Raw genomic sequence first — 25,657 nt, forward strand, 5'->3', positions numbered from 1 at the left:
ACTTAAAAAGAAAAAAAATGTTTAGTAAATTCATACATAGGCCTGTTTTTGCGATAGTAATTTCCATTATTATTGTTTTTATGGGCTCCCTGGCAATTACACAGTTGCCAATATCGCAATTTCCCCAAATTGCACCAACAACAGTAAATATTTTTATCGCATACCCGGGAGCTAGTGCAGATGTATTAGTTAAGTCAACTCTTATTACCCTTGAGAATTCTATCAACGGGGTTCAGGATATGAGGTATATGGCAACTGACGCAACAAGTGCGGGTGAAGCAACATTAAGAATAATTTTTGAACCGGGAACCGACCCGAACCAGGCAGTTATCAGGGTTAAAACAAGGGTTGACCAGGTTATGCCGCTCTTACCTGAACTTGTACAGAGGGAGGGGGTTGTAATTACGCCTATTCAGCCGAGTATGCTAATGTACGTGAACCTGTATGCCAAAGGCAAAAACATGGATGAAAAATTCCTGTATAATTATGCCAACGTTAAAATGATCCCTGAAATTAACAGGATTAAAGGGGTTGCAAGGACACAAATATTAGGTAGTAGAACTTTCGCTATGCGTATCTGGTTAAATCCCGATCGTATGAGGGCTTATAAAGTTTCTGTTGATGAAGTAATGGATGCTCTTGGTGAGCAGAGTATTGTTGGACGTCCGGGACGTATAGGACAAAGTTCGGGTATTTCAGCTCAGTCCTTAGAATATGTTTTAACCTATAAAGGTAGGTTTAGTGAGCCTGCGGAATATGAAAATATTATTATTCGTGCCAATGCAGATGGTGAGGCTATTCGTTTAAAAGATATAGGAAGGGCTGAATTGGGTAGTGAATTTTTTGATATCTACTCAAACTTAGACGGACATCCGTCGGCGTCTATTGTATTAAAACAGAATTATGGTAGTAATGCGAGTGATGTAATTGAGAAGGTAAAAGCCAAACTGGAAGAAATGAAAGAAAGTTTTCCTCCTGGGCTTGACTATAAAATAAGTTATGACGTTTCTAAATTCCTTGATGCTTCTATCGAACAGGTTGTGCATACATTGAGAGATGCCTTTATACTTGTGGCAATAGTGGTATTTATTTTTCTTGGAGACTGGCGCTCAACCTTAATACCTATTTTAGCCGTTCCGGTATCATTGATCGGGGCATTCTTTGTAATTCAGTTTTTCGGTATTTCCATTAACATGGTTACACTTTTTGCTTTAGTATTGGCAATTGGTATTGTTGTGGATGATGCTATCGTCGTCGTAGAGGCGGTACACGCCAAGTTTGAGGAATATCCTAATATAACTCCATATATGGCAGTTAAAAAAGTATTAGGAGAAATTAGTGGCGCTATTATAGCTATTACAGCGGTTATGGTATCAGTATTCCTTCCTATCTCTTTCATGTCTGGTCCGGTAGGAACATTCTATCGTCAGTTCTCTATCACAATGGCGAGTTCTATTGTAATTTCAGCATTAATCGCACTTACGCTTACGCCTGTATTGTGTGCAATGATGCTTAAGAATCATCATGGACATGAAAAGAAAAAAAATCTCCTTACAAAAAGCTTAGACAGCTTTAACAGGGTATTTGACAAGCTTACAGGAAAATATGTAATATTACTGAAGTCTATAGTTAGCAGGAGATGGCTTACGTTTGGAATATTATTAGCATTCTGTGCAGGTATATATTTTGAGAATCAGATCCTGCCATCAGGATTTATTCCAAGTGAAGACCAAGGTACAATATATGCAATTATACAAACACCTCCGGGATCTACACTTGAAACAACAAATCAGGTATCACAAAGACTTCAAAAAATTTGTGAACACATTGATGGTGTAGAATCGGTATCTTCACTTGCTGGTTATGAGATTATGACTGAGGGTAGGGGATCCAATGCAGGTACATGTCTTATCAACTTAAAACCATGGTCTGAAAGGGCACATAAAGTTACCGAGATTATGGAAGAGCTTGAAGAAAAATCTAAAGGTCTTGGAGCTAAAATTGAGTTCTTTGAACCACCCGCCATTCCGGGGTTTGGTTCTTCGGGAGGTTTCTCTATGCGTTTATTAGATAAAAATACTACCACAGATTACCAGGATTTTGATAAGATAAATAAAAAATTCATGGAAGATCTTGGCAAGCGTAAAGAGTTAGCAGGTCTGTTTACCTTCTTTGCAGCAAATTATCCTCAGTATGAATTAGAGATTGATAATAACCTTGCGATGCAAAAAGGGGTATCTATTGGAAAAGCAATGGAAAATCTGGATATTTTGATTGGTAGTACTTATGAACAGGGCTTTATTAAGTTTGACCGTTTCTTTAAAGTTTATGTTCAGTCCGATCCAAAATTCAGAAGGCTTCCATCAGATGTGCTAAATCTTTTCGTTAAGAACGATCATGGTGATATGGTTCCTTATTCTGCCTTCATGAAACTTAGGAAAACGCAGGGACCTAATGAGATTACCCGTTTTAATATGTACAATTCAGCAGCTATTCAGGGGCTTCCGGCAAAAGGTTATACTACTGCCGACGCTATTCAGGCTGTGCGTGAAGTTGCTAAAGTATCATTGCCAAAAGGATATGATATTGCTTGGGAAGGTCTTTCTTATGATGAGTCAAATCGTGGTAATGAATCTATTTACATATTCTTGATTGTATTAACATTCGTTTATTTTGTTCTGGCTGCACAGTATGAAAGCTTTATTATTCCTTTAGCGGTAATTTTCTCGCTGCCAGTAGGGGTTCTTGGTTCATTTGTATTGCTTAAAATAATGGGCCTTCAAAACGATATTTATGCTCAGATAGGATTGATAATGCTCGTCGGGTTGTTAGGTAAGAATGCCGTACTGATAGTTGAATTTGCAGTGCAGAAGCATCATGAGGGGGCTACCATACTAGAGGCAGCTATAGAAGGAGCTAAAGTACGTTTCCGTCCTATCCTTATGACTTCTTTCGCCTTTATTGCAGGATTAATTCCATTAATGGTTGCAACCGGAGCGGGGGCTATAGGTAACAGGACACTTGGTTCTGCTGCACTTGGCGGTATGCTCTTCGGAACTGTTTTCGGAGTTGTTATTGTTCCGGGTTTATATTACATTTTCGGATCACTTGCTAAAGGAAGAAAACTAATACGTGATGAAGAAGACAATTCTCTATCAGAAGTGTTTGTTCATCAAATAGATAATTTTACAAAAACTGAAGAAAATGAGTAAGATATTCAATAGATACAAAATCATATATGTAGGTATTGCCTGCATTATATTAACTTTTACAGGGTGTAAAACTCCTTCTTTAGTTCAAAAAACAGAAAATACTACAGTTCCTGCGAGTTATAATACTTCGCAGGATACTGTAAACTCTGCTTTGGTAAAATGGAAAGACTATTTTACAGATCCTAATTTAGCAGGTTTAATTGATGAAGCCTTGAAAAATAATCAGGAGCTGAATATTACTTTGCAGGAAATTGAAATTGCGAAAAGTGAAGTAAGAACTAGAAAAGGAGAATATTTACCTTTTATCGGATTGAGGGGTTCTGCAGGTTTTGACAAAGTAGGAAGATATACTAATATTGGAGCAAGCGAAGCAACTACAGATATTAAACCGGACACAGAAACACCTGAGCCGCTTCAGGATTATATGATAGGAGCTTATGCTAACTGGGAAATAGATATATGGAACAAGCTGCATAACGCAAAAAAAGCAGCAGTAAGCAGGTATTTATCTACTATTGAAGGTAGAAACTTTGCAATTACTAACCTGATTTCTGAAATTTCAAATTCATATTATGAATTACTTGCATTAGATAACCAGTTAGATATTGTACAGAAAAATATTGATATACAAAATAATGCTCTTGAAGTTGTAAAACTGCAAAAAGAGGCTACAAGAGTTACAGAACTTGCTGTTAAAAGATTTGAAGCACAGGTATTAAATACTAAAAGCCTTCAATACGGTATACAGCAGAGAATTATTGAGACTGAAAACAGGATCAATTTCCTTGTAGGTAGGTTTCCTCAAAGGGTAGAAAGAAGTTCAACTACATTTAATGATCTGGTGCCTAATATAATTCATTCAGGTGTTCCTTCACAGTTGTTAGAAAACCGTCCGGATGTTAAACAGGCCGAACTTGAACTGGCGGCTGCCAAACTTGATATTAAAGTAGCTAAAGCACGCTTCTATCCTTCATTAGGAATATCTGCAGGAATTGGCTATCAGGCATTTAATCCAAGTTATCTTATCAAGCCTCAATCACTACTTTATTCTTTAGCAGGAGATCTGGCTGCACCTCTAATAAACAGAAATGCAATAAAAGCAACTTATTATGCTGCAAATGCAAAACAAATACAGGCTGTTTATAATTATGAGCGTACTATTTTAAATGCTTATATTGAGGTTGCTAATCAGTTGGCAAAAATTGATAATATGGAGAAAACCTATAATTTAAAATTCAAGCAGGTTGAAGCTCTAAATGAATCTATTGATATTTCAAACAGCCTTTTCCGATCTGCAAGAGCAGATTATATGGAAGTATTATTAACTCAACGTGATGCTTTGGAATCTAAATTCGATCTTATAGAAACCAAAATGCAGCAAATGAGTGCTATGGTAAATATTTACCGTGCCTTAGGTGGTGGTTGGAACTAAAAATGTTTTACTGCTAATAATTAGCAAAACAATAAGAAAAAGCTTCAGTGAAAACTGGAGCTTTTTTCGTTTAAAAATAGAAATTGCGTATAACTTTGCAACATGAATATTTTTCCTACGCAATACTCCGTTTTGTCAGCAAGGGCTTTAAAATTATTTTTGTCTGAGCAATATGATTTTGTAGTTGATAAATGTACGCTTATTGTACACAATGTAAGCGATACTTACCTTGTTGAGGCTACTAACAAAAAGTACATCTTTAAAATATATAGAGATGCCCATAGGTCTTACGACGAAATTATGGGGGAGGTTGAATTATTAAATTTTTATATTAATAACGGAGCATCAGTGTCATATCCGGTTAAAGATGTATCTGGAAATTTTTTACAGTCTCTTAATGCTGCTGAGGGTATTCGTTATGGTGTTATGTTTTCTTATGCTGAAGGTAAACCTGTCTATGCTATGAATGACAAACAGCTTAAGTTGGTAGGTATCGAAATGGCTAAACTTCATATTCTATCTTCAAAAGTTACATTGAAACATAAAAGAAAAGAATATTCTATTCAGTCCACACTATTGAATCCTATCAAGGTAATAAAGCCAGCATTTGTAGAAATGGATGAAGAGTATGAGGTATTATGTGAAATAGTAAATAATACTGTGAGCAAAATGTCTAAATTAGATTTTAGTAAATTTAGTTATGGATACTGTCAATATGATTTTTTACCCAAAAACTTTCATTTTAAGGGAAGTGAGAAACTTACATTTTTTGATTTTGATTTCTCAGGAAAAGGATATCTTATAAATGACATAATGAGTTTTTATATACATTTTTTCCTCGAGGTTTATTATAAAAAAATGACAAGGGAAGAGGCTGACAGATGTTTTACTATATTCCTTGAAGCATATAGGTTGGTTAAACCGGTAAGTGATGAAGAGATCAACTCAATTAAATATTTTGGTTTAGGCTTCTGGATATTTTATTTTGGCTTTCATGTAGAAAATTTTGATGATTGGTCCAATATCTTTTTCACTCCAAATTTTATAAAAAGCAGAATACCATTAATACAGAATTGGATGGAATATTAAAAAGCTTTAAACAGTATTCTTAAACCTACAATTGCAAGACAAAAGGCCAGCGCTTTGATTATGGCACTACTTTTTATTTTATGAGAGAAGTATGCACCAAACTGAGCTCCGGGAATTACACCTAAAGCTAATAACAAAATCATTTTTATAATTTCCGGATCGTTATAGTTTCCATTTACAGCATGAGTAATTACACTAACTGTCGCCATAATTGCAAGTATAAAATGAGATGTTGCTGTAGCAATATGTACTGGGAATTTTAACCAGTTTACCATTGCAGGTACATGGATAATTCCGCCGCCGATACCAAGTAAAGGAGAAATAAAACCTACTATAACACTTATCGTATTACCATAGATCTCTTTATAATTATAGGTATAGATTGTTCCTGACTTATCGGTAATTGTTCTGGAAGTTAGTCCTTTTTTAGGGTTTACAAATACTGTTTGCTCAGTTGCTTTACTTTTTTTAGTCAGTAAATAAACAGAAAGTGCAATCATAAAAAATCCAAATAAGAAATTGAAAAAATTACCAGATATATATTCTGTTAGGAAAACGCCCAAAATAGATCCTGGTATAGTATATAAAGCAAACTTTATACCTGCTTTATAATCAATCCTTCCAGAACGGGCATAAGCAAAAGACCCTGAAATAGCATTAGCGGAAACTACTGCAATAGATATTGCAGTTATTATATCAGGGCTCAATTCCGGGTAAAAAATAAGAAGTAGGGGTACAAGAACAAAACCACCACCGGCACCTATAAGTGTTCCTGTAAATCCAATAAGTAGTCCTGCTAAAACGAGTAGTAAATATGCTTCCAAAAAAGAGCTTTTTTAAACTAAAAATAAATTGATGTCTCTGTATCCTAACGAAAACCAGTCTCCAATTGAACGATTTGTTAAAACACCATGATAGTAATAAATACCATGCTTTAATCCTAAATTGCATCGTATGGAACTTTCAATACCTCCATCTTCCGCCATTTGTAATAAAAAAGGACTGATTATATTACTTATAGACATTGATGCTGTTTTAGAATATCTAGACGGTATATTTGGAACACAGTAATGTATTACATTGTTTTTTACAAATGTAGGTTTTTCATGAGTAGTAACCTCAGATGTTTCAAAACAACCTCCTGTATCAATGCATACATCTATTATAACGGCTCCTTTTTTCATATGCTCAACCATGGTTTCACTAACTATAATAGGAGTGCGGTTTTTACCTTTCATAGCTCCAATAGCAACATCGCAACGCATAAGGGCTTTAAGTAACGATTTTTCCTGAATAGTAGAGGTGAAGATTCGTTCTTTAAGATTGTTTTGTAACCTGCGGAGTTTATTTATGGAGTTATCAAAAACCTTTACGCTTGCGCCTAATCCTAAAGCGGTTTTTGCGGCAAATTCGGCAACTGTACCGGCTCCAATAATTACAACCTCTGTAGGTGGAACACCTGTAATATTACCCATTAATAAGCCTTTGCCTATTTTTTGATTTATCATAAGCTCGGCAGCAATAAGCACCGAAGCTGTTCCTGCAATTTCACTTAATGATTTTACGGCAGGATAGGAGCCATCTTCATCTTTAATAAATTCAAAAGCAAGTGCAGTAATCTTTTTAGCTGCCAATGCATTAAAATATTCTTTCTTTTGGGTTTTTAATTGTAATGCAGAAATAATGAGGGTTTGAGGATTCATCATTTCAATTTCTGCAACGGAAGGTGGTTCAACCTTTAAAATAACAGGACAGCCAAATACTTTTTTTGTATCCTGTGTTATTTCGGCACCTGCTTCACTATATTCCTTATCGCTATAGCTGGAACTCATTCCCGCACCGGCTTCTATCATAACACGATGGCCATGTGCAGTTAAAGAATTAACCGCATCGGGTGTCAGGCATATTCTGCGTTCCTGATAGGAGGTTTCTTTTGGTATACCAATAAAAAGTTCACTCTTTTGACGCTCAACTTCAAGTTTCTCTTCCTGCGGCAGCAACTGCTGCTTTGTAAAAGGTGTTAATGACAATGACATGGCTGGTTGTTGGATATTTTGTTCTAAATTACAAAAAAAACTAAAGCTTACTTAACTATTTTACAGTTAGATGACGTTTACCGTCCGGTAATTGCTTTATACTGATTGACGTATGATCTATGGGTATAAGGTTAGGTGTTTTTTCAGGCCATTCTATAAGACATAAATTACCCGAATAAAAATATTCATCTAAACCCATATCATAACCTTCTTCTTCGCTGTTAATTCTGTATAGGTCAAAATGATAAAGAATATCGCCATTTTCAGTTTCATATTCATTAACAAGCGAAAAAGTTGGGCTTGATGTCATGTTTTTTACTCCCAGCTGGCGGGCTATAGCTTTTATAAACGTTGTTTTCCCTACACCCATTCCGGCATGAAAAAGTATTGTTTTTTTTATATTTTGTGCTAAAACCTGTTGTGCAGCTGCGTCAATTTCTTCTAAAGAAAATGTAATTTCCATATTGTGAAGATAATTATTTAGGGTTAAATACCAGGAAAGGTATAATCATTTCTTCTAATGAAATACCACCATGCTGATAACTGTTTCTATAATAGCTTACATAATGATTATAGTTGTTTACATAAGCCAGAAAGTAATCATTCTTAGCAAATATAAAAGAACTGCTCATATTGATAGTTGGCAGCTGAACTGCTTTTGGATCTTTAACATGATAAACATCACGATCTTCAAAAGTAAGGCTTCGGCCTGTTTTATATCTTAAATTAAGACTGGTGTTTTTGTCACCAATTACTTTACTTGGATTCTTCACATTTATAGTACCGTGATCTGTTGTAAGTATTAATTTCATACCCATTTGCTGTGCCTGCTGTATCATTTCCAGTAAAGGTGAATTACGGAACCAGCTTAATGTAAGTGAGCGGTATGCTTTATCATTAGATGCTAGTTCTTTTACAACATCCATTTCTGTTTTTGCATGCGACAGCATATCAACAAAATTGTATACTACTGTAGTAAGATCATTATCTTTTAGACCCTTAAAGTTATCTACGAGTTTTTTACCATCTTTAAAATTGGTAATTTTATAATATTCCTGTTTAATATTTAACCCCAGTCGGCGAAGCTGCTCTGTAAGGAATTCTGCTTCATAAAGATTTTTTCCACCTTCATCAACATCGTTTTTCCAGTATTGCGGATATTTTTTTTCCATCTCCAAAGGTGTCAGACCCGAAAATATTGCATTACGGGCATATTGGGTGGCTGTAGGTAAAATAGAATAAAAAGGGGCTTCTTTTTCAAGCTTGTAATGATTGTTTACAACACTTTCAAAGGCTTTCCACTGATCATAACGCAGATTATCGATAACTACAAAAAGTATAGGCTGTTTCTTTTTAATTTCAGGCACAACCAACTCCCTGAACAAATTATGGGAAAGTACAGGTTTATCGGCTTTTGGGTCGAACCAGTCTTCATAATTTTTTTCTATAAACTTACCAAATTGCGAATTGGCCTCAACTTTTTGTGATTCTAATATTTCAACCATGCTCTGGTCTTCAATATTTTCAAGCTCGAGTTCCCAAAAAATAAGCCTTTTGTACATGTCAATCCACTCTTCCCATGAATTTACCATACCCATATCCATAGCAATTTTTCTAAATTCCTTTTGATAATCTAAAGTTGTTTTAGAGGACACCAGGCGTGAATTGTCAAGATTTTTCTTTAATGAAAGTAGTATTTGATTAGGGTTTACAGGCTTGATAAGATAGTCGGCAATTTTAGACCCTATTGCATCTTCCATTATATATTCTTCTTCACTTTTGGTAATCATAATTACCGGAACGGAAGATTTCTTTTCTTTCATCATGGTAAGCGTTTCCAGTCCGCTAAGCCCGGGCATATTTTCATCCAGAAAAACGATATCAAAATTTTCCTGATCGAAGAGATCTAATCCATCCTGTCCGTTATTTGCTGTGGTAACTTTATAGTTTTTCTTTTCAAGGAAAAGAATATGGGGCTTTAGCATGTCTATTTCATCATCAACCCAAAGTATCTTAATCTCATTCATATTTTATGAGGCGTAATTTTGTTCTTAAATAATCCTGCAAGTTAGCGTAAAGTAAGGAAATTAATCCTAATTTTTTTATAAAAATATTAGGCCGCTCAATCCTGTTTCAGCTGTTATTACAACTAATAACTTCATTAAAAATTATTCGTTTTTTCTTTTAAAAATTAAAGAAAAATACCCTTGCATGTAAATAAACAAAAAAGCCCTGCAGATATGATCTGCAGAGCTCTCCTTCAATAACCTAAGTAACAAAAAATAACGTTATTGTTGTTTTCCAGGCTGTTTTGAAGTTTTTCTTGTAGAAGGTGTAGGTTCTAAATCAGAATTTACATTTTTGTCTTCTACTTTTTGTTTTTCTTCTTTCAACTCATTCTTTTCTTTTTCATGTTTTTTGCGTTCCTGCTTTGCTAGGGCGGCATCTTTTTCCACTTGTGCCTGAGTGATAGGAGGCGGCTGTTTCATGGTTCTGTCATTCTCTTCCTGTGCATGTATCTTAAAAGAACATGCAAAAAATATACTTATGGAAAATAACAGAATCTTCATGACAGTTAACTTATTTTGTACTATAAAATTAGGTATAATGTTCTTATTCAGTAGGCTAACTTTTTAGGATTAACCAATGTTTAACGCTTTTTTATTAATTTACGTTAATGGAGAGTAAGCTAACTGAGTTAAAAAACGTGTTTTTCGGGCTTTTGCCAGTACCTTAATTAGTATATTTGTGTAAAATTTAGCAGCACTGTGGGCGAAATAAACAAGCTTAAAATATTAAATGACCCCATTTATGGGTTTATAACAATAACTAATCCGCTGATATACGATCTTATTCAGCATCCTTATTTTCAAAGATTGCGGCGTATTTCTCAAATGGGAATGTCATATCTTGTTTATCCCGGCGCACATCACACACGTTTTCATCATGCCTTGGGGTGTATGCATATAATGCAAAAAACCATACAGGTACTTAAATTTAAAGGCACAGATATAAGCCCAGAAGAAGAAACCGCACTTAACATTGCTATTTTATTACATGATATTGGGCATGGGCCTTTTTCTCATGCTATGGAACATAGTATTGCAGAAGATGTACATCATGAAGCTATTTCATTATTATTTATGGACAGGCTTAATGAAATATTTGAAGGAAAGCTTAGTCTGGCAATACAAATATTTAAAGGAGAATACCATCGTCATTTTATGTTACAGCTTATTTCCAGTCAATTGGATATGGACAGGATGGACTATCTTAAACGGGACAGTTTTTATTCGGGTGTGGCAGAAGGAAATATAAATTCTGAAAGGCTTATTCAGATGTTTGACGTGCAAAACGATATGCTGGTAATAGAAGAGAAGGGGATATATTCTGTAGAAAAGTTCCTTGTTGCCAGGAGGCTAATGTACTGGCAGGCTTATTTACATAAAACAAGTGTTGCTGCAGAACTTATAATGACCAAAATACTTAAACGTGCAAAAGAACTTACTCAGGTAGGTATAGTATTACCTGCAAGTGAGCCTTTACAGTTTTTTATGCAAAATAAAGTTTCACTTGATGATTTTAATGACGATGTACTTGAAAAGTTTTCTTATCTCGACGACTTTGATATTATTAGTGCTGTAAAATCCTGGCAATTTAATGAAGATTTTGTACTGCGGGAACTTAGCAAGATGATAATTAACCGTGACTTGCTCAAAATAAGAATGCAGGCTGAAAAAGTTGATAAAACCGAAGTAAAGGCTTTGGTGAAACGATATGTGGAATTTTCAGGGCTTACTGAAAAAGAAGCTGAATATTTTGTCTTTAAAGGTAAAATAAAGAATCAGGCTTATAATAAAACCGGGGAGCCTATACATATATTAAAGAAAGACCGTACCATAGAAGATGTGGTAGACGCTTCTGACCAGTTGAATTTAAAGGCTTTGTCTAAACCTGTTACTAAGTATTACCTGTGTTTTCCAAAAGTGCTTTTGGAAAAAGCGGCATTTTAATTTAATTTTATATTTTTGTCGGGATGAAATTTACAGCAGAACAAATAGCAGGCATACTGGAAGGTGAGGTTGTGGGCAATCCGCATGCCGAAGTCTATAAACTTGCTAAAATAGAGGAAGGCACTAATGGTTCTCTTACTTTTTTAGCTAATCCAAAATACCTGCAATATATATACTCCACACAGGCATCTATTACTATTGTTAACAGGAATTTTGAGCCTGAAAATGATATTTATACCACACTTATTAAAGTTGATGATGCATATAAATCATTCTCTAAGCTTTTGGAATACTATAATCAGGTAAAGCTTATGAAATCCGGCATTGAACAGCCCTCAGTTATTTCTGAAAATGTTACCTATGGAGAGAATCTTTATTTAGGCAGTTTTTGCTATATAGGAAAAAATGTTATCATAGGAGATAATGTAAAGATATATCCTAACAGTTTTGTTGGTGATAATGTTATTATAGGAAATGATACCATACTGTTTGCAGGTGTACGTGTATATTCTGAAACAGAAATTGGAAACGGATGTACTATTCATTCCGGCGCAATTATTGGTTCTGACGGTTTCGGATTCGCACCTAATGATGAAGGAGTATATAGTAAAGTACCACAAATAGGAAATGTTATCATTGAAGATAATGTAGATATAGGATCCTGTACCACTATAGACAGGGCAACGCTTGGCTCTACAATAATAAAAAAAGGGGTAAAGCTGGATAATCAGATTCAGATCGCCCATAATGTGGTAATAGGTGAAAATACTGTTATTGCTTCACAAACCGGGGTTGCAGGATCAACTAAAATAGGTAAAAATTGTATCATTGGGGGCCAGGTAGGCATAGTAGGGCACATTACTATAGGCAATGGAGTACGCATACAGGCACAATCAGGAGTAGGGAAAAATATTCCGGATGGAGAAACTATTCAGGGAAGTCCTGCTTTAGGTTATTCTGATTTTAATAAATCCTATGTTCATTTTAGGAATTTTCCAAAAATTGTAGCCGACATAGATGAACTTAAACAACAAATCAAACAATAAATAGACAGGTAATGGTTAAACAAACCACAATCAAAAGTGATATTTCATTAAAAGGCGTAGGATTGCATACCGGTAAAGAAGTTACTATGACTTTTAAACCCGCACCTGCAAATAACGGATACACTTTTGTTAGGGTAGATTTAGAGGGGCAGCCGATAGTTGAGGCTGATGCTAATTATGTAGTGAATACCCAAAGAGGTACAAACCTTGAAAAGAAAGGCGTTAAAATACAAACATCAGAACACGTTCTTGCAGCATTTGTAGGTTGCGATGTTGACAATGTTATTATTGAGCTTGATGCTTCGGAGCCGCCTATAATGGATGGATCATCTAAATTTTTTGTAGAAGCTATAGAGAAAGTTGGCGTTGTAGAGCTGGATGCAGAACGTAAGGTATATGTTGTTAAAGAAGTAATATCATATACTGATGAAACTACAGGCAGCGAAATAATTGTTATGCCTTCTGACGATTACCAGGTAACAGCAATGGTTGATTTTGGTACTAAAGTATTAGGTACTCAAAATGCTACTCTTAAAAGTATTGGTGAGTTTAAAGAAGAAATTGCCTCATCACGTACTTTTAGTTTTTTACATGAACTGGAAGCCTTATTGCAAAATGGCCTAATAAAAGGAGGTGATCTTAATAATGCTATAGTATATGTAGATAAAGAAATTTCTCCTGAGACTATGGAAAACCTTAAAGTTGCTTTTGGAAAAGACAGTATTACTGTGAAGCCAAATGGCATACTTGATAATCTTACACTTCATTATCCTAACGAAGCTGCACGCCATAAATTACTTGATGTTATAGGTGATTTAGCTTTGATAGGTACAAGGATAAAAGGTAAAGTTATAGCAAACAAACCCGGCCATTTTGTAAATACCCAGTTTGCTAAAAAAATGTCGAAAATCATCAAAATTGAAGAGCGTAATCAGGTACCGGTTTATGACCTGCATAAAGAGCCTTTAATGGATGTGAACAAAATAATGAGTATGCTGCCGCATCGTCCGCCATTCTTGCTGGTTGATAAAATCCTTGAGATGAGCGACAATCATGTAGTGGGACTCAAAAATGTGACTATGAACGAAAGCTTTTTTGTTGGTCACTTTCCGGGAGCACCCGTTATGCCAGGTGTTCTTATTGTAGAGGCTATGGCACAATGCGGAGGTATCTTAATACTTAGCTCTGTTCCTGATCCTGAAAACTATCTTACTTATTTCATGAAAATTGACAATGTTAAGTTTAAGCATAAAGTGCTTCCTGGTGATACACTTGTGTTTAAATGTGATCTTATTTCACCTATCCGTAGAGGAATTTGCCATATGCAGGCGAATGCTTATGCAAACGGTAAACTTGTTGCCGAAGCAGAACTAATGGCACAGATTGTCAAAAATAGTTAAACAAAGAATTTATGAATCAACCATTAGCATATGTACATCCGGGCGCAAAAATCGCTAAAAATGTAGTGATTGAGCCTTTTACCACCATCCACAACAATGTGGAAATTGGTGAAGGAACCTGGATAGGTTCTAATGTCACGATTATGGAGGGTGCCAGAATTGGCAAAAACTGTAATATATTCCCCGGCGCTGTAATTTCTGCAGTGCCTCAGGATCTTAAATTTGGAGGTGAAGATTCACTTGCAATAATTGGCGATAACTGTACTATAAGAGAGTGTGTTACTATAAACAGAGGAACCATTGCTTCGGGACAGACAAGACTTGGTAATAATTGCCTTGTTATGGCAACAGCTCACATAGCGCATGATTGCCATATTGGCGATAATGCCATTATAGTAAATGGTGTTGCTCTTGCGGGCCACGTTACAGTTGGGAATTATGCAATTATTGGAGGTCTTGCTGCTATACATCAGTTTATAAGTATTGGTGATCATGCCATGATATCGGGAGGATCACTAGTCCGTAAAGATGTACCTCCTTTTACTAAAGCTGCAAAGGAACCTCTTTCTTATGTAGGTATTAATTCTATTGGCCTTCGCCGAAGAGGTTTTTCTCCGGAAAAAATAAGAGAGATACAGGACATTTACAGGATTTTATATCAAAAAAATTATAATACAACACAGGCTTTAAGTATTATAGAAGCTGAAATGGAAGCTACTCCTGAACGTGATGAAATAATCCTGTTTATAAGGAACTCTTCGCGAGGAGTAATGAAAGGTTATACAGGAATATATTAATAAAGATAATTGATCATTTGTGGATTAGTATTTGCTCATTCTACGAATTAACAATTTCACAAATCATATAAAATAAATAAACATTAAAAGTAATGGCAAGTACATCGGATATCAGAAACGGATTATGTATTAAATTTAATCATGATATATACAAAATAATTGAATTCCTTCACGTTAAACCGGGAAAAGGACCGGCTTTCGTAAGAACCAAATTAAAAAGTCTTACTACCGGTAAGGTATTGGATAATACTTTTTCCGCAGGTCATAAAATTGATGATGTAAGGGTTGAAACACACAAATTTCAGTTTTTATACCCCGAAGGAGATCAATATCACTTTATGCATTCTGAAACTTATGAGCAAATATCGCTTCATAGAGATATTCTTGATGCTCCGGATCTTTTAAAAGAAGGAGAAATGGTAATGGTTATTATTAATACTGAAACTGATGCTCCGCTTTCTGTAGATATGCCGGCTTCTGTTGTTCTTGAGGTTACTTATGCAGAACCGGGCGTTAAAGGCAATACCGCTACTAATGCTACTAAACCAGCAAAGGTTGAAACAGGTGCTTCTGTAAATGTACCTTTATTTATAAATGAAGGCGACAAAATTAAAATAGACACTGCTACAGGCCAATATTTAGAGCGTGTAAAAGAGTAAATTACATATTCACAGATTTTTATAAAGAAATCTGTGAATTTAATTACATATAAAAATGAAATTCCCAAGTGTTTATCCTTTAAAGGAAATAGCTGCCGTTATTGGCTGCGAATATGTGGGTGATGATAATTTCCCTGTGCATGGCATGAATGAAATTCATGTTGTAGAGCCCGGGGATATTGTTTTTGTAGACCATCCTAAATATTATGATAAAGCCCTTCAGTCTGCTGCTACTATTGTACTGATAAATAAACAGGTTGATTGTCCGGAAGGAAAAGCATTATTGGTATCTGATGATCCTTTTCGGGATTTTAATAAGCTTACAAAGTATTTCAGGCCATTTATGGCTTCAGGAGTTACAATCGCGGCTACTGCAGAAATAGGAGAGGGGACTGTTATACAGCCCAATACTTTTGTGGGAAATAACGTTAAAATAGGTAAGAACTGCCTTATTCATTCTAATGTAAGTATTTATGATAATACTATTATTGGAGATAATGTGATAATTCATTCGGGTACAGTTTTAGGAGGAGACGCTTTTTATTACAAAAAACGTCCTGAAGGATTTGATCAGCTTTTATCAGGTGGCAGGGTAATACTACATGATAATGTTGGAATTGGTGCGCTATGTACAATAGATAAAGGAGTTACAGGTGATACAACAATTGGTGAAGGCACAAAAATTGATAATCAGGTACATGTTGGCCATGATACGGTAATAGGTAAAAAATGTCTTATTGCCGCTCAAACAGGTATTGCGGGATGTGTTATTATTGAAGATGAAGTTACCATGTGGGGGCAGTCCGGTACAACAAGTGGCATAACTATTGGTACTAAAGCTGTTATACAGGCACAATCCGGTGTAAGCAAATCTTTAGAAGGGGGTAAGGTGTATTTTGGTTCTCCAGCTGAAGAAGCCAGAGAAAAATTAAAACAGATGGCATTTATAAAACGGATTCCTGAAATTTTGAATAAAATCAAATAACGATGGATGCAAAAGAAATAGTATCAGAGTATTACAATTCCGGAGCTTATAGAAAACCGGAAGCAATGAAAGTATATCTGCACGATGACCTTATTGTTTACTGGAATAGCTCTAAAGGTTATCTTCAATTAGAAAAAAGCGATTTATTAACACTCGCTGCTGAATTACAGAAATCCTATACATCTTCCAGGCTTGATATAAGCCATATTATCGCTGAAGGAAATAATGTAACTGTGCGCTACAATCATTATGTAAACCCTATTGAGAGCCCGAATGAAGAAATGATACTTGCTCACTTTGTTGTTATCTGGGAGATAAAAGATAAGAAGTTCTATAAGGGTTATTTGATGAGCCAAGTTGGTTAAACCTTATATTATCTTTTAGTAAAAATATCTTTATAAAAGTCGGTTAAAGCTTTAATTATATTTTACAAAAGCCTATTTTTGCATCACGATTTAAAAAATAATTTAAAAAATATATCATGAGTGTTTTAGTAAATAAAGATTCCAAAATAATTGTTCAGGGATTTACAGGTAGCGAAGGTACTTTTCATGCTACTCAAATGATAGAATACGGTACTAATGTTGTAGGTGGTGTAACACCTGGTAAAGGCGGTACAACTCATTTAGACCGTCCTGTATTTAATACAGTAAAAGATGCTGTAGATGTAGCAGGTGCAGATACAACTATCATTTTTGTTCCGCCGGCCTTTGCTGCCGATGCAATTATGGAAGCTGCTGAAGCAGGTATTAAAGTAATCATTACTATTACTGAAGGTATCCCTGTAGCAGATATGATAAAAGCTTATGATTATATTAAAGATAAAGATTGCCGTTTAGTAGGTCCTAACTGTCCTGGTGTAATTACACCGGGTGAAGCTAAAGTAGGTATTATGCCTGGTTTTGTTTTCAAAAAAGGTAGTGTAGGTATTGTTTCTAAGTCAGGAACACTTACTTATGAAGCTGCTGATCAGGTTGTAAAACAAGGTTTAGGTATTACTACAGCTATTGGTATTGGTGGTGACCCAATTATTGGAACTACTACAAAAGAAGCTGTAGAACTATTAATGAATGATCCTGAAACTGAAGCTATTATTATGATTGGTGAAATCGGAGGCCAGTTAGAAGCTGATGCGGCTAAATGGATCAAAGCAGACGGTAATAAAAAACCAGTTATTGGCTTTATTGCAGGTGAAACTGCTCCTAAAGGCCGTACAATGGGTCACGCAGGTGCAATTGTGGGTGGTGCTGATGATACTGCTGAAGCTAAAAAACGTATCATGAGAGAAAACGGAATTCATGTTGTTGACTCTCCTGCTGAAATTGGTAAAAAAGTAAAAGAAGTTTTAGGATAATTTTCCTAAAAAAAGAATATTAAAAGCCTCACATTGTGAGGCTTTTATTTTTTAACTCAACTTATTAAGAATGCTTTTTAAGTCGATTGCATTACTGAAAAAATCACTCCATAAATCTCCTTTTTCCTTTATTCGTGCTATTGTTGTTTTAATATTAAAGGATTTTAAATCCAGATTTTTGTTAAGTTCGTCCCATTCTAAAGGTGTACTTACTGTTGCTCCATCGCGTGGGCGAAGCGAATAAGCACAAGCCATTGTTTTTCCTTTGCCGTTTTGCAGAAAGTCAAGGTAAACTTTTCCCTTTCGTTTTGATGGCGATCTTTCTAAACTTGTAATATCTGGTAAAGCCTGATTAACGTGCTGACTTATTATATGCGAAAAATCTCTGGTCTGTGAATAGGTATATTTAGGTTTTACAGGAATAAAAATATGCAGGCCTTTTCCGCCTGACGTTTTTAAATAGCCTGTAATACCTAAGCTGTCAATAATTTCTTTTACTTTTTTGGCTGTTATAACAAGGTCATTGATGCTTGCCTCGTTTGGGTCGAGGTCAAATATTATATAATCAGGATTATTCAGGCTGCCCAAACGGCTGCTCCAGGGATTAATTTCTATGCATCCCCAATTAGCTAAAAAAAGTAATGTTTTCCTATCCTGACATATAAGATATTCTATAGTTTCACCTGTGGATTTAGATTTGAGTTTACGTGTTTTTATCCAGTCAGGAACTGCTCCGGCAACATCCTTCTGGAAAAATCCCTGATCTTTTATACCATTAGGATTTCGCCTTAGTGATTGCGGCCTGTCAATAATAAAGGGAAGAATATATTCTGCCATTTGATTATAGTAATCAATAACTTCTCTTTTTGTTATTTTTTCTTTTGGCCAGAAAATTTTATCAGGATTAGTAATTTCTACTTTATCATCAATTTCTTTCATCTTTTTAGAATTGTTGTTTTGCAAATCAGAATATTTCTCAGCATTAGTAGTTTTTACGTCGGGAGTAAGATTCTTTTTCGCTTCGCGGGTAACTTCTCTGGCATTTTTATCGTTTCTTAGAGCAATAAATACAGGATGCCTCAGGCTTCCGCTTTCTGTCCATTCAGAATATTTAATCTGGGCTACAAGAGAAGGGGTAACCCAATGCGCAGTTTTTTCTTCAGGTTCCTCTGTGAAAGGGCATGTTTTTCGCTCAATTTTTTCCAGTTTAGTATGTAATTCCTGTAATAAAGTATCATTAAAACCAGTACCAACTTTTCCGGAATAAATTAATTTATTATTATCATAGTATCCTAATAATAATGCTCCAAACCCCTTTCGAATACCTTGTGGTTCGGTAAATCCGCCTATTACCATTTCCTGTTCATTAGTTACTTTTATTTTAAGCCATTCCGAAGATCTTTTATTTATAACATAATGCGATGAAGATTTTTTAGCTATAAGCCCTTCACTGCCTCTTTCTTTAGCTTTTTTTAATGCTGTTATACCCTTGCCTGTAGTATGTTCTGAATATACTATATTATCTAATTTTGGAAGTAAAGCTTTTAATATTTTTTTACGTTGTAATAGTTCCAATTTTGTAAGGTCATAACCATTAAAATATAGAATATCAAAGATGTAGCATTTTAGTTTTCCCCTGCCGGGGTTGTCCTGATAATATTGAAGCCATTGGAAATGGCTTTTACCTTTGGAATCTTCAACTACAATTTCTCCATCTAAAATTACATCATTATTTATAGCAGCAAAGGCTTCTACTAATTCCCTATATTTTTTATTAAAAGAAATTCCTTTCCGCGAAACAAGATTTACTTTTCCTTCATCAATTTCTATAAGTGACCTGTAGCCGTCATACTTGTTTTCAAATATCCATTCATCATTGTCAAAAACTTCATCGGTTAAAGTTGCGAGTTGTGGCCGCCAATCATGAGGAAATGAATCTAATTTTTTTGCATTTATTACATCATCAGTAGTAAAAACGGGTGTAGAACTTTTTTCATCAGAAATATCGGTATTATTAGTTATCTTTTTTTTAGGAGAGCTGTCCCAGGTATCAGATTTTTTATCGTTTTCAATTTGATTTAAAGTTCTGCCGGTTAATACTGAATGCTGATCAAAAACTTTTTTTGTTGCAAACTCATCCCGTGATTTCATTAAGAGCCATTCTTTATCCTTACCTTTCATATGAATTAAATGGTAAGATCCTTTAAGCTTTTCTCCGTTTAATACTACTTTTATATTTCCTTCTGAATATTGTTTTTTTAGTATTTTTTCGCTTTCTACAGCATTTTCACTTCCTTCGGCTAAATAGGTACCTGTATCCCAAACCATTACAGTACCACCACCATACTGACCTTCTGGTATAGTGCCTTCAAAATCAATATAATCCATTGGATGATCTTCAACGTGCATAGCCAGTCGTTTTATAGAAGGATCGGCAGATGGCCCTTTGGGTACTGCCCAACTTACAAGCACACCATCTATTTCAAGCCTGAAATCATAGTGAAGATGTGAAGCATCATGTTTTTGTACAACAAAATGTAATTCTTTACCTGCCTTTTTTAATTTCCCCTTCGGTTCGGCAGTTTTATTAAAATCTCTTTTTTTATTGTATTCTGATAACTTCATAACTATTAGTTTTTAATAGCTGCGAGGCTGGCTTTTAGCTGCTCAAGTAAATCATCTTTGGCAGTTGCAGCTTTTCTTCTTTTTCTAGGAGCAGGTTCCTTTGTATCTGATTTTGCTGCAGCTTTCTTTTTAATCATTTTTATAAGTTCGGCTTTATAAGTATCTTTATATTTGCCGGGCTCAAATTTATCAGTTAGCTGATCTATTATAGACAGAGCCATATCAAGCTCTTTTTTCGTGATTTTAAGATCTGAAGGTATGTTTACTTCATGAGGATCCCTTAATTCATCATTAAATCTTATCTGAATTAAGAGTATTGCATTTTCCTCGACCTTAAGTATTCCCAAATGTTCGGTAGTGCGCATTACAAATTTACATAAGCCTACTTTTTCAGATTTTTTAAGAGCTTCACGCAGCAATGCATATACTTTTTTTGCTTCTTTTGAAGGCTCAATTATATAAGGCTTTTCAAGATATTTAGAAGGTATTTCTTCCTCTTTTATAAATTCAAAAATATCTATAGTCTGCGTTTTTTCAGGCGATGCTTTAGCAAAGTCACTTTTATCTAAAACTACATAGTCACCATTTTCTTTTCTGTAGCCTTTGGCAATTTCATCCCATGGAACTTCTTTACCGTCTTTTTTACATACCCGCACATACTGAATAGGGCACTGGTCTTTCTGTCTTATCATGTCAAGATTGATCCTGTGTGAATTTGTTCCGCTATAAAGCCTTACAGGTATATTTACAAGGCCAAAACTTATACTTCCTTTCCAGAGTGCTTTCATGATCTGATGTTTTTATAGCAAGTTATGGCCGGCTTAATACCGGCCATAACTATATTTATTACTAATTTTCTTCAGTAGCTTCAAAATTGATATTATTGTAAGCTCTTTCAGTTAAATTTAAATCGGCACCTTTTTCTTCTTCCAATGTTTCGTGAAGAATCTTAGCGGCATCATCATAACCAAGTGTTTTTGCAAAAGCACATAGAGTACCATATGTTGCAATTTCATAATGTTCTATTTTCTGAGAAGCGGCAATAATACCTGCATCTCGTACAGGACCTATCTCTGTACTTTCCATAATATCCTGTCCTTCTTTAATAAGGCCATCCATAGCTTCACATTTTTTTGCTACAGCTTTTTTCCCAACAAGTTCAAATACTCTTTCAAGTCTTGAAATTTGTTCTTCAGTTTCAGATAAATGTTCTTCAAGTACAGATATTAAGTTTTTATCGCTGGCGTTTTTGGCCATTTTTGGCAAAGCTTTTGTTAATGCTTTTTCTGCCCAATAGATATCTTTTAAACAATCTATATAAAATTCTTTAAGTCCATCAGCTGCTGTAGATTTTGCTTTTACACTGGCTGAGCGTGTAGTTGCTGGTGCTTTTTTAGTAGTTGTTTTTCGGGTTGTGGTTTTGGTTGCTGTTTTCATAATTTTTTATTTTAATGACTATAATTGTCTCTAAATTAGCTTACCTGTTATTAATGTTATGCTAACTATATCATAAAAATATATTCAGTAACAGTAGTTTAACTTAAAGTGTAATAATTTACACCGGTTATAACTTTAATTTTAACCTTATGAAAAAAGCATTTCCCCCTTTAATCAACATGCATTCTGAAATATTAATACTTGGTACAATGCCGGGAGAAAAATCTCTGGAATTGAATGAATATTATGGCAACAGGGGTAATCAGTTTTGGAAAATAGTTTTTACAATGTTTGACACACCGTTATCTCATAACTATAACGAAAAGAAAGAAATTTTGATTAATCATAATATAGCTCTTTGGGATGTATTGGCGTTGTGCGAAAGAATAGGCAGTCTGGATAGTAAGATTTTAAATGAAGTTCCCAATAATTTTGATGAATTTTACAAAATGCATCCAAATATCAGATATGTATTTTTTTCAAGTAAAAATGCCGCAGCTTACTATGATAAATATATCGGCAGGCGTGAAAATATATATTATGATATACTTCCTTCTCCAAGTGGCGCAAATGCAACAAAATCGTATCTTGAAAAACTTGAGATATGGAAAGAAAAAATTTTGCCATTAGTTAAATAATAACTAATGGCAAAATTTCTCAAAATAAGAACGGGTTTTTCAAGACATAAAATATCTTCTAAGCCTCCTTTGCTTGTAACTCCTTATAGCGTTGTGCATAAGTTGTTTAGCCCTCTGTTTTAAATTTCGCCATTTCATCTCTCTCGTAATTGTGGTTTGTGGGTGCAATTTCTTAGAAATTTTGACATGATGTGTATAAAGGAATGTTAAATATCTAAAATTTAACTTAAACTACTACAATTATAAAAGCTGAAATAACAGTCTTTACAAAAAATAATTATCATACTTTATTATTTTAACGTTATTATATTATTTTTTAACTTTTGCTTAAGTTTTTTTTGTAACTTTATCTCAAGAGCATTGGGGAACGCTCTTTACCATTATACACTACTCTAAAATTTATTATGAAGCGAATTTATAGCTGAAAGAACTAGCACCTTATAGTCCTTTCAAAAATTGTTTATTTCTAACTATTTAAAATATAGGATTATGAAGACATTTGGTTTTATTACTTCAGTTATAGCTTTTTTCGTATCATTGTTCTTTGCTATTATAGATTTTCCGGATCTTAGTAATTCTAACGGGATTATTTATCTCTCTATACAATTTATACTTATTCTTATATGTATAACTGGTATAATAATAAATATGCCTTCACTTTCCGGAATATTTAAAAAAAACAAAAAGAATAATAAATATAATATGCATATATAAAAAAACACCCGAGAGGGTGCTTTATATATACTATTCTTTTTTCTTTCTCATTTTCATGTTCAGAAATTCTACCGCAACAGAGAAAGCTATTGCAAAATACAAATAACCCTTTGGCACAGTACCAACATGTTCTCCTGCAAGTTCTGCTTCAGATAAATGCATGCTCTCAGTAATAAGCATAAAGCCTATTAATATTAAAAAAGCAAGTCCCAGTATCTGTATAGATGGATTTGCGTTTACAAAATTACCTACCGGAACAGCGAAAAGCATCATAATTCCTACAGATATAATAACTGCCGTTATCATTATCAGAAGAGCTCCCTCAAGTCCGTTTGTCATACCTACAGCAGTAAGAATGGAATCTATTGAAAATATGATATCAATCAGAAGGATTTGGAATATAATAGCTGTAAAAGATTTTTTAGCAGCTCCTCCTAAGGTTTTTTCTTCCTCTCCTTTATGATCTACTTTTTCATGTATCTCTTTGGTGCTTTTATAAATTAGAAAGACACCGCCTCCAAGTAATATTAAAGCCTGCCCTGTCAGATGTGCTTTAAACCAGCCCAGGTCAATACTAAATAAAGGTTCCTTCATAGCAATAAGCAGGGTTATGCCAAAAAGAAGGCCTATACGCATAAACATAGCCAGAAACAATCCTATCCTGGTTGCTCTTTTGCGGTCTTCTACAGGTAGTTTTCCTGTTACAATAGATATGAAAATTATATTATCTATACCTAATACAATTTCTAAAAAGGTAAGGGTTAATAATGCTACCCAGGCATTAGGGTTTAAGAAAACTTCAAACATTGGAGTTTATTTTTTAATTGAGTTTGGTTACGGTTCCTTTTTGTTTGTTGGCATCGCCCACAATTGAAAACTCAAATGTATATGAATTTTCTTTTGTTGTCAATATCCTCATCTGTACAGCTTTTTGTTCCTGCATATTTTTCGGATGTACTTTTTGAAGTATATATTCACAATCATTTACCCAACGCACTGTTGAAGTATCAGTTTTACCTTCAAAAGTTTCTATTTCAAGATTTTCTGTACGCTCAAAGTAGGTAGTCTTTTTTTTGCCGTTTATTTCATATTCAAAACTGAATTTTCCGGTTTTAAAGTCCTTGCAATTGCGCTCCTGCTGATAACATGAGGTAAGTAAGGGTAATGCTAATAACAGGTACATTATTTTTTTCATACTTAGTCAAATAGGCTTTTCATAATGGTTTTTATTCCCAAAAACATCAATAACATGCCTATTATGCATGTTATTATACCTAAACCCAAAACAGGTATAAACATAAAATGTTTCTGATTTTTAAAAGAAGAGTGTATAACTACAGGGCCTAAAAAAAATAATGGTAAGGCTCCGGCAAGGTATCTTATACCTTTTAATAATATTCTTTTATCTGTTGGCATATGCTTCAATAGCTTTTCTGACGTTTTTATGTTCGTTTAAAAGGGTAGTGGCAACTTCTTGTGAAACGCTAATTTCATCCATTATCATTCGTATGCCGCGATCAACAAGCTTATGGTTGCTTAATTGCATATCAACCATTTTATTCCCTTTTACATGGCCTAATTGTATCATTGTTGCTGTAGATATCATATTCAATACCAGCTTTTGTGCAGTTCCTGCTTTCATTCGTGAACTGCCTGTAACAAATTCAGGACCTGTAACAACTTCTATTGGATATTGAGCTACAGAAGACAGCGGACTACCCGTGTTACAGGTAATGCAGCCGGTTGTTATATCGTTCTGATTGCATTTTTCAAGGCCACCTATAACGTAAGGTGTTGTTCCTGATGCTGCAATGCCTATAACAACATCATTAGAATTAATCTTATATTCTGAAAGATCTTTCCATGCCTGTTCTTTATCATCTTCTGCAAATTCAACTGCCTTACGTATAGCAGCATCACCTCCGGCAATAAGTCCAATAACAAGATCAAATGGTACTCCGAAAGTTGGAGGACATTCTGAAGCGTCAACAATACCCAACCTGCCACTGGTACCGGCACCAATATAAAATAACTTACCGCCTTCTTTAAGCTTAAAAACAACCTGTTCAACTAATGTTTCTATTTGTGGCAAAGCTTTTTCTATTGCAAAAGGCACAGTTTTATCTTCATTGTTAATATTCTGAAGTAATTCTGCTACAGGCATCTTTTCCAGATGATCATATTTAGAGCTTTGTTCGGTAGTTCTTGTAAATGGCATAA

At 34.6% G+C, this 25,657-nt stretch carries 25 protein-coding genes; 13 read left to right on the top strand and 12 right to left on the bottom strand.

What is annotated here, in order from left to right; all coding sequences use genetic code 11:
• The first annotated feature begins 17 nt into the window (after window positions 1-17).
• From NHE85_RS14170 to NHE85_RS14180, 3 genes are all read left to right on the top strand, one after another.
• Entirely contained in the window at window positions 18-3,212 is a 3,195-nt protein-coding gene (locus tag NHE85_RS14170) for an efflux RND transporter permease subunit (protein WP_252812798.1), read from the top strand.
• Window positions 3,205-4,644, top strand: a complete 1,440-nt coding sequence (locus NHE85_RS14175) for a TolC family protein (RefSeq protein WP_252812799.1) — start codon at window positions 3,205-3,207, stop codon at window positions 4,642-4,644. The genes NHE85_RS14170 and NHE85_RS14175 overlap by 8 nt, the downstream gene beginning before the upstream one ends.
• A 102-nt stretch (window positions 4,645-4,746) precedes the next feature.
• Window positions 4,747-5,733, top strand: coding sequence for a phosphotransferase (locus NHE85_RS14180; protein ID WP_252812800.1), 987 nt, complete (start codon window positions 4,747-4,749; stop codon window positions 5,731-5,733).
• On the opposite strand, the gene NHE85_RS14185 is transcribed toward NHE85_RS14180, so the two are convergent.
• The 5 genes from NHE85_RS14185 to NHE85_RS14205 form a co-directional block, all read right to left on the bottom strand.
• On the bottom strand, window positions 5,730-6,557 hold the full coding sequence (locus NHE85_RS14185; RefSeq protein ID WP_252812801.1) for a sulfite exporter TauE/SafE family protein: 828 nt from the start codon (window positions 6,555-6,557) through the stop codon (window positions 5,730-5,732). The genes NHE85_RS14180 and NHE85_RS14185 overlap by 4 nt on opposite strands.
• A gap of 12 nt (window positions 6,558-6,569) precedes the next feature.
• Entirely contained in the window at window positions 6,570-7,769 is a 1,200-nt protein-coding gene (locus NHE85_RS14190; RefSeq protein WP_252812802.1) for an alanine dehydrogenase, read from the bottom strand.
• 55 nt (window positions 7,770-7,824) lie between these two features.
• Window positions 7,825-8,232 carry a tRNA (adenosine(37)-N6)-threonylcarbamoyltransferase complex ATPase subunit type 1 TsaE gene (gene tsaE / locus NHE85_RS14195; protein WP_252812803.1) on the bottom strand — a complete coding sequence of 136 codons (408 nt, stop codon included), beginning with the start codon at window positions 8,230-8,232 and terminating at the stop codon, window positions 7,825-7,827.
• Window positions 8,233-8,245: 13 nt separating this feature from the next.
• Complete coding sequence (locus tag NHE85_RS14200; protein ID WP_252812804.1) at window positions 8,246-9,796, bottom strand: PglZ domain-containing protein; 1,551 nt, start codon at window positions 9,794-9,796, stop codon at window positions 8,246-8,248.
• Window positions 9,797-10,057: 261 nt separating this feature from the next.
• Entirely contained in the window at window positions 10,058-10,339 is a 282-nt protein-coding gene (locus tag NHE85_RS14205; protein ID WP_252812805.1) for a hypothetical protein, read from the bottom strand.
• Window positions 10,340-10,537: 198 nt separating this feature from the next.
• Here NHE85_RS14205 and NHE85_RS14210 point away from each other — a divergent pair, with 198 nt between their 5' ends.
• From NHE85_RS14210 to sucD, 8 genes are all read left to right on the top strand, one after another.
• Window positions 10,538-11,782 carry an HD domain-containing protein gene (locus tag NHE85_RS14210; protein WP_252812806.1) on the top strand — a complete coding sequence of 415 codons (1,245 nt, stop codon included), beginning with the start codon at window positions 10,538-10,540 and terminating at the stop codon, window positions 11,780-11,782.
• A 23-nt stretch (window positions 11,783-11,805) separates the two neighbouring features.
• Window positions 11,806-12,828, top strand: coding sequence for a UDP-3-O-(3-hydroxymyristoyl)glucosamine N-acyltransferase (gene lpxD, locus NHE85_RS14215; RefSeq protein WP_252812807.1), 1,023 nt, complete (start codon window positions 11,806-11,808; stop codon window positions 12,826-12,828).
• An 11-nt stretch (window positions 12,829-12,839) separates the two neighbouring features.
• Window positions 12,840-14,228, top strand: a complete 1,389-nt coding sequence (locus tag NHE85_RS14220; RefSeq protein WP_252812808.1) for a bifunctional UDP-3-O-[3-hydroxymyristoyl] N-acetylglucosamine deacetylase/3-hydroxyacyl-ACP dehydratase — start codon at window positions 12,840-12,842, stop codon at window positions 14,226-14,228.
• Window positions 14,229-14,239: 11 nt separating this feature from the next.
• Window positions 14,240-15,025: an acyl-ACP--UDP-N-acetylglucosamine O-acyltransferase gene (lpxA, locus tag NHE85_RS14225; RefSeq protein ID WP_252812809.1), complete on the top strand. Its 786-nt coding sequence runs from the start codon at window positions 14,240-14,242 to the stop codon at window positions 15,023-15,025.
• A 92-nt stretch (window positions 15,026-15,117) separates the two neighbouring features.
• A complete protein-coding gene (efp, locus tag NHE85_RS14230) occupies window positions 15,118-15,684 on the top strand; it encodes an elongation factor P (protein ID WP_252812810.1) in 567 nt (188 codons plus the stop codon).
• 55 nt (window positions 15,685-15,739) lie between these two features.
• Window positions 15,740-16,669 carry a UDP-3-O-(3-hydroxymyristoyl)glucosamine N-acyltransferase gene (locus NHE85_RS14235; RefSeq protein ID WP_252812811.1) on the top strand — a complete coding sequence of 310 codons (930 nt, stop codon included), beginning with the start codon at window positions 15,740-15,742 and terminating at the stop codon, window positions 16,667-16,669.
• A gap of 2 nt (window positions 16,670-16,671) precedes the next feature.
• The gene (locus NHE85_RS14240; protein WP_252812812.1) at window positions 16,672-17,034 is read left to right on the top strand and encodes a nuclear transport factor 2 family protein; all 363 of its coding nucleotides are present in this window, start codon (window positions 16,672-16,674) and stop codon (window positions 17,032-17,034) included.
• A gap of 116 nt (window positions 17,035-17,150) precedes the next feature.
• The gene (gene sucD, locus NHE85_RS14245; protein WP_252812813.1) at window positions 17,151-18,023 is read left to right on the top strand and encodes a succinate--CoA ligase subunit alpha; all 873 of its coding nucleotides are present in this window, start codon (window positions 17,151-17,153) and stop codon (window positions 18,021-18,023) included.
• A gap of 51 nt (window positions 18,024-18,074) precedes the next feature.
• Here sucD and ligD read toward each other — a convergent pair whose 3' ends face one another.
• From ligD to NHE85_RS14260, 3 genes are all read right to left on the bottom strand, one after another.
• Window positions 18,075-20,648 (bottom strand): DNA ligase D, encoded by a 2,574-nt coding sequence (gene ligD / locus NHE85_RS14250; RefSeq protein WP_252812814.1) that lies wholly within the window; start codon window positions 20,646-20,648, stop codon window positions 18,075-18,077.
• A 5-nt stretch (window positions 20,649-20,653) separates the two neighbouring features.
• A complete protein-coding gene (locus NHE85_RS14255) occupies window positions 20,654-21,436 on the bottom strand; it encodes a Ku protein (RefSeq protein ID WP_252812815.1) in 783 nt (260 codons plus the stop codon).
• Between the two features lie 61 nt (window positions 21,437-21,497).
• Complete coding sequence (locus NHE85_RS14260; protein ID WP_252812816.1) at window positions 21,498-22,085, bottom strand: ferritin-like domain-containing protein; 588 nt, start codon at window positions 22,083-22,085, stop codon at window positions 21,498-21,500.
• A 149-nt stretch (window positions 22,086-22,234) separates the two neighbouring features.
• On the opposite strand from NHE85_RS14260, the gene NHE85_RS14265 reads away from it, so the two are divergent.
• Both NHE85_RS14265 and NHE85_RS14270 read left to right on the top strand, forming a co-directional pair.
• A complete protein-coding gene (locus NHE85_RS14265) occupies window positions 22,235-22,723 on the top strand; it encodes a DNA-deoxyinosine glycosylase (RefSeq protein WP_252812817.1) in 489 nt (162 codons plus the stop codon).
• 489 nt (window positions 22,724-23,212) lie between these two features.
• Complete coding sequence (locus tag NHE85_RS14270; protein WP_252812818.1) at window positions 23,213-23,437, top strand: hypothetical protein; 225 nt, start codon at window positions 23,213-23,215, stop codon at window positions 23,435-23,437.
• A 30-nt stretch (window positions 23,438-23,467) separates the two neighbouring features.
• Here NHE85_RS14270 and NHE85_RS14275 read toward each other — a convergent pair whose 3' ends face one another.
• The 4 genes from NHE85_RS14275 to murQ are packed head-to-tail and all read right to left on the bottom strand — an operon-like array spanning window position 23,468 to window position 25,655.
• Complete coding sequence (locus NHE85_RS14275) at window positions 23,468-24,244, bottom strand: TerC family protein (protein WP_252812819.1); 777 nt, start codon at window positions 24,242-24,244, stop codon at window positions 23,468-23,470.
• Between the two features lie 13 nt (window positions 24,245-24,257).
• Window positions 24,258-24,632 carry a DNA topoisomerase IV gene (locus tag NHE85_RS14280; RefSeq protein ID WP_252812820.1) on the bottom strand — a complete coding sequence of 125 codons (375 nt, stop codon included), beginning with the start codon at window positions 24,630-24,632 and terminating at the stop codon, window positions 24,258-24,260.
• Between the two features lie 2 nt (window positions 24,633-24,634).
• Window positions 24,635-24,853 carry a DUF6095 family protein gene (locus NHE85_RS14285; protein WP_252812821.1) on the bottom strand — a complete coding sequence of 73 codons (219 nt, stop codon included), beginning with the start codon at window positions 24,851-24,853 and terminating at the stop codon, window positions 24,635-24,637.
• Window positions 24,840-25,655, bottom strand: coding sequence for an N-acetylmuramic acid 6-phosphate etherase (gene murQ, locus NHE85_RS14290; RefSeq protein ID WP_252812822.1), 816 nt, complete (start codon window positions 25,653-25,655; stop codon window positions 24,840-24,842). The genes NHE85_RS14285 and murQ overlap by 14 nt, the downstream gene beginning before the upstream one ends.
• Between the last annotated feature and the right edge of the window lie 2 nt (window positions 25,656-25,657).

The organism is Flavobacterium sp. NRK1 (assembly GCF_024054175.1).
Taxonomy (GTDB): Bacteria; Bacteroidota; Bacteroidia; order Flavobacteriales; family Flavobacteriaceae; genus Flavobacterium.

Bases quoted from the DNA above. Each gene is read 5' to 3' on its own strand.
- NHE85_RS14170 (WP_252812798.1), top strand. From the start codon at position 18: ATGTTTAGTAAATTCATACATAGGCCTGTTTTTGCGATAGTAATTTCC.
- NHE85_RS14175 (WP_252812799.1), top strand. From the start codon at position 3,205: ATGAGTAAGATATTCAATAGATACAAAATCATATATGTAGGTATTGCC.
- NHE85_RS14180 (WP_252812800.1), top strand. From the start codon at position 4,747: ATGAATATTTTTCCTACGCAATACTCCGTTTTGTCAGCAAGGGCTTTA.
- NHE85_RS14190 (WP_252812802.1), bottom strand. From the start codon at position 7,769: ATGTCATTGTCATTAACACCTTTTACAAAGCAGCAGTTGCTGCCGCAG.
- tsaE (WP_252812803.1), bottom strand. From the start codon at position 8,232: ATGGAAATTACATTTTCTTTAGAAGAAATTGACGCAGCTGCACAACAG.
- NHE85_RS14200 (WP_252812804.1), bottom strand. From the start codon at position 9,796: ATGAATGAGATTAAGATACTTTGGGTTGATGATGAAATAGACATGCTA.
- NHE85_RS14205 (WP_252812805.1), bottom strand. From the start codon at position 10,339: ATGAAGATTCTGTTATTTTCCATAAGTATATTTTTTGCATGTTCTTTT.
- lpxD (WP_252812807.1), top strand. From the start codon at position 11,806: ATGAAATTTACAGCAGAACAAATAGCAGGCATACTGGAAGGTGAGGTT.
- NHE85_RS14220 (WP_252812808.1), top strand. From the start codon at position 12,840: ATGGTTAAACAAACCACAATCAAAAGTGATATTTCATTAAAAGGCGTA.
- lpxA (WP_252812809.1), top strand. From the start codon at position 14,240: ATGAATCAACCATTAGCATATGTACATCCGGGCGCAAAAATCGCTAAA.
- efp (WP_252812810.1), top strand. From the start codon at position 15,118: ATGGCAAGTACATCGGATATCAGAAACGGATTATGTATTAAATTTAAT.
- NHE85_RS14235 (WP_252812811.1), top strand. From the start codon at position 15,740: ATGAAATTCCCAAGTGTTTATCCTTTAAAGGAAATAGCTGCCGTTATT.
- NHE85_RS14240 (WP_252812812.1), top strand. From the start codon at position 16,672: ATGGATGCAAAAGAAATAGTATCAGAGTATTACAATTCCGGAGCTTAT.
- sucD (WP_252812813.1), top strand. From the start codon at position 17,151: ATGAGTGTTTTAGTAAATAAAGATTCCAAAATAATTGTTCAGGGATTT.
- ligD (WP_252812814.1), bottom strand. From the start codon at position 20,648: ATGAAGTTATCAGAATACAATAAAAAAAGAGATTTTAATAAAACTGCC.
- NHE85_RS14255 (WP_252812815.1), bottom strand. From the start codon at position 21,436: ATGAAAGCACTCTGGAAAGGAAGTATAAGTTTTGGCCTTGTAAATATA.
- NHE85_RS14260 (WP_252812816.1), bottom strand. From the start codon at position 22,085: ATGAAAACAGCAACCAAAACCACAACCCGAAAAACAACTACTAAAAAA.
- NHE85_RS14265 (WP_252812817.1), top strand. From the start codon at position 22,235: ATGAAAAAAGCATTTCCCCCTTTAATCAACATGCATTCTGAAATATTA.
- NHE85_RS14270 (WP_252812818.1), top strand. From the start codon at position 23,213: ATGAAGACATTTGGTTTTATTACTTCAGTTATAGCTTTTTTCGTATCA.
- NHE85_RS14275 (WP_252812819.1), bottom strand. From the start codon at position 24,244: ATGTTTGAAGTTTTCTTAAACCCTAATGCCTGGGTAGCATTATTAACC.
- NHE85_RS14280 (WP_252812820.1), bottom strand. From the start codon at position 24,632: ATGAAAAAAATAATGTACCTGTTATTAGCATTACCCTTACTTACCTCA.
- NHE85_RS14285 (WP_252812821.1), bottom strand. From the start codon at position 24,853: ATGCCAACAGATAAAAGAATATTATTAAAAGGTATAAGATACCTTGCC.
- murQ (WP_252812822.1), bottom strand. From the start codon at position 25,655: ATGCCATTTACAAGAACTACCGAACAAAGCTCTAAATATGATCATCTG.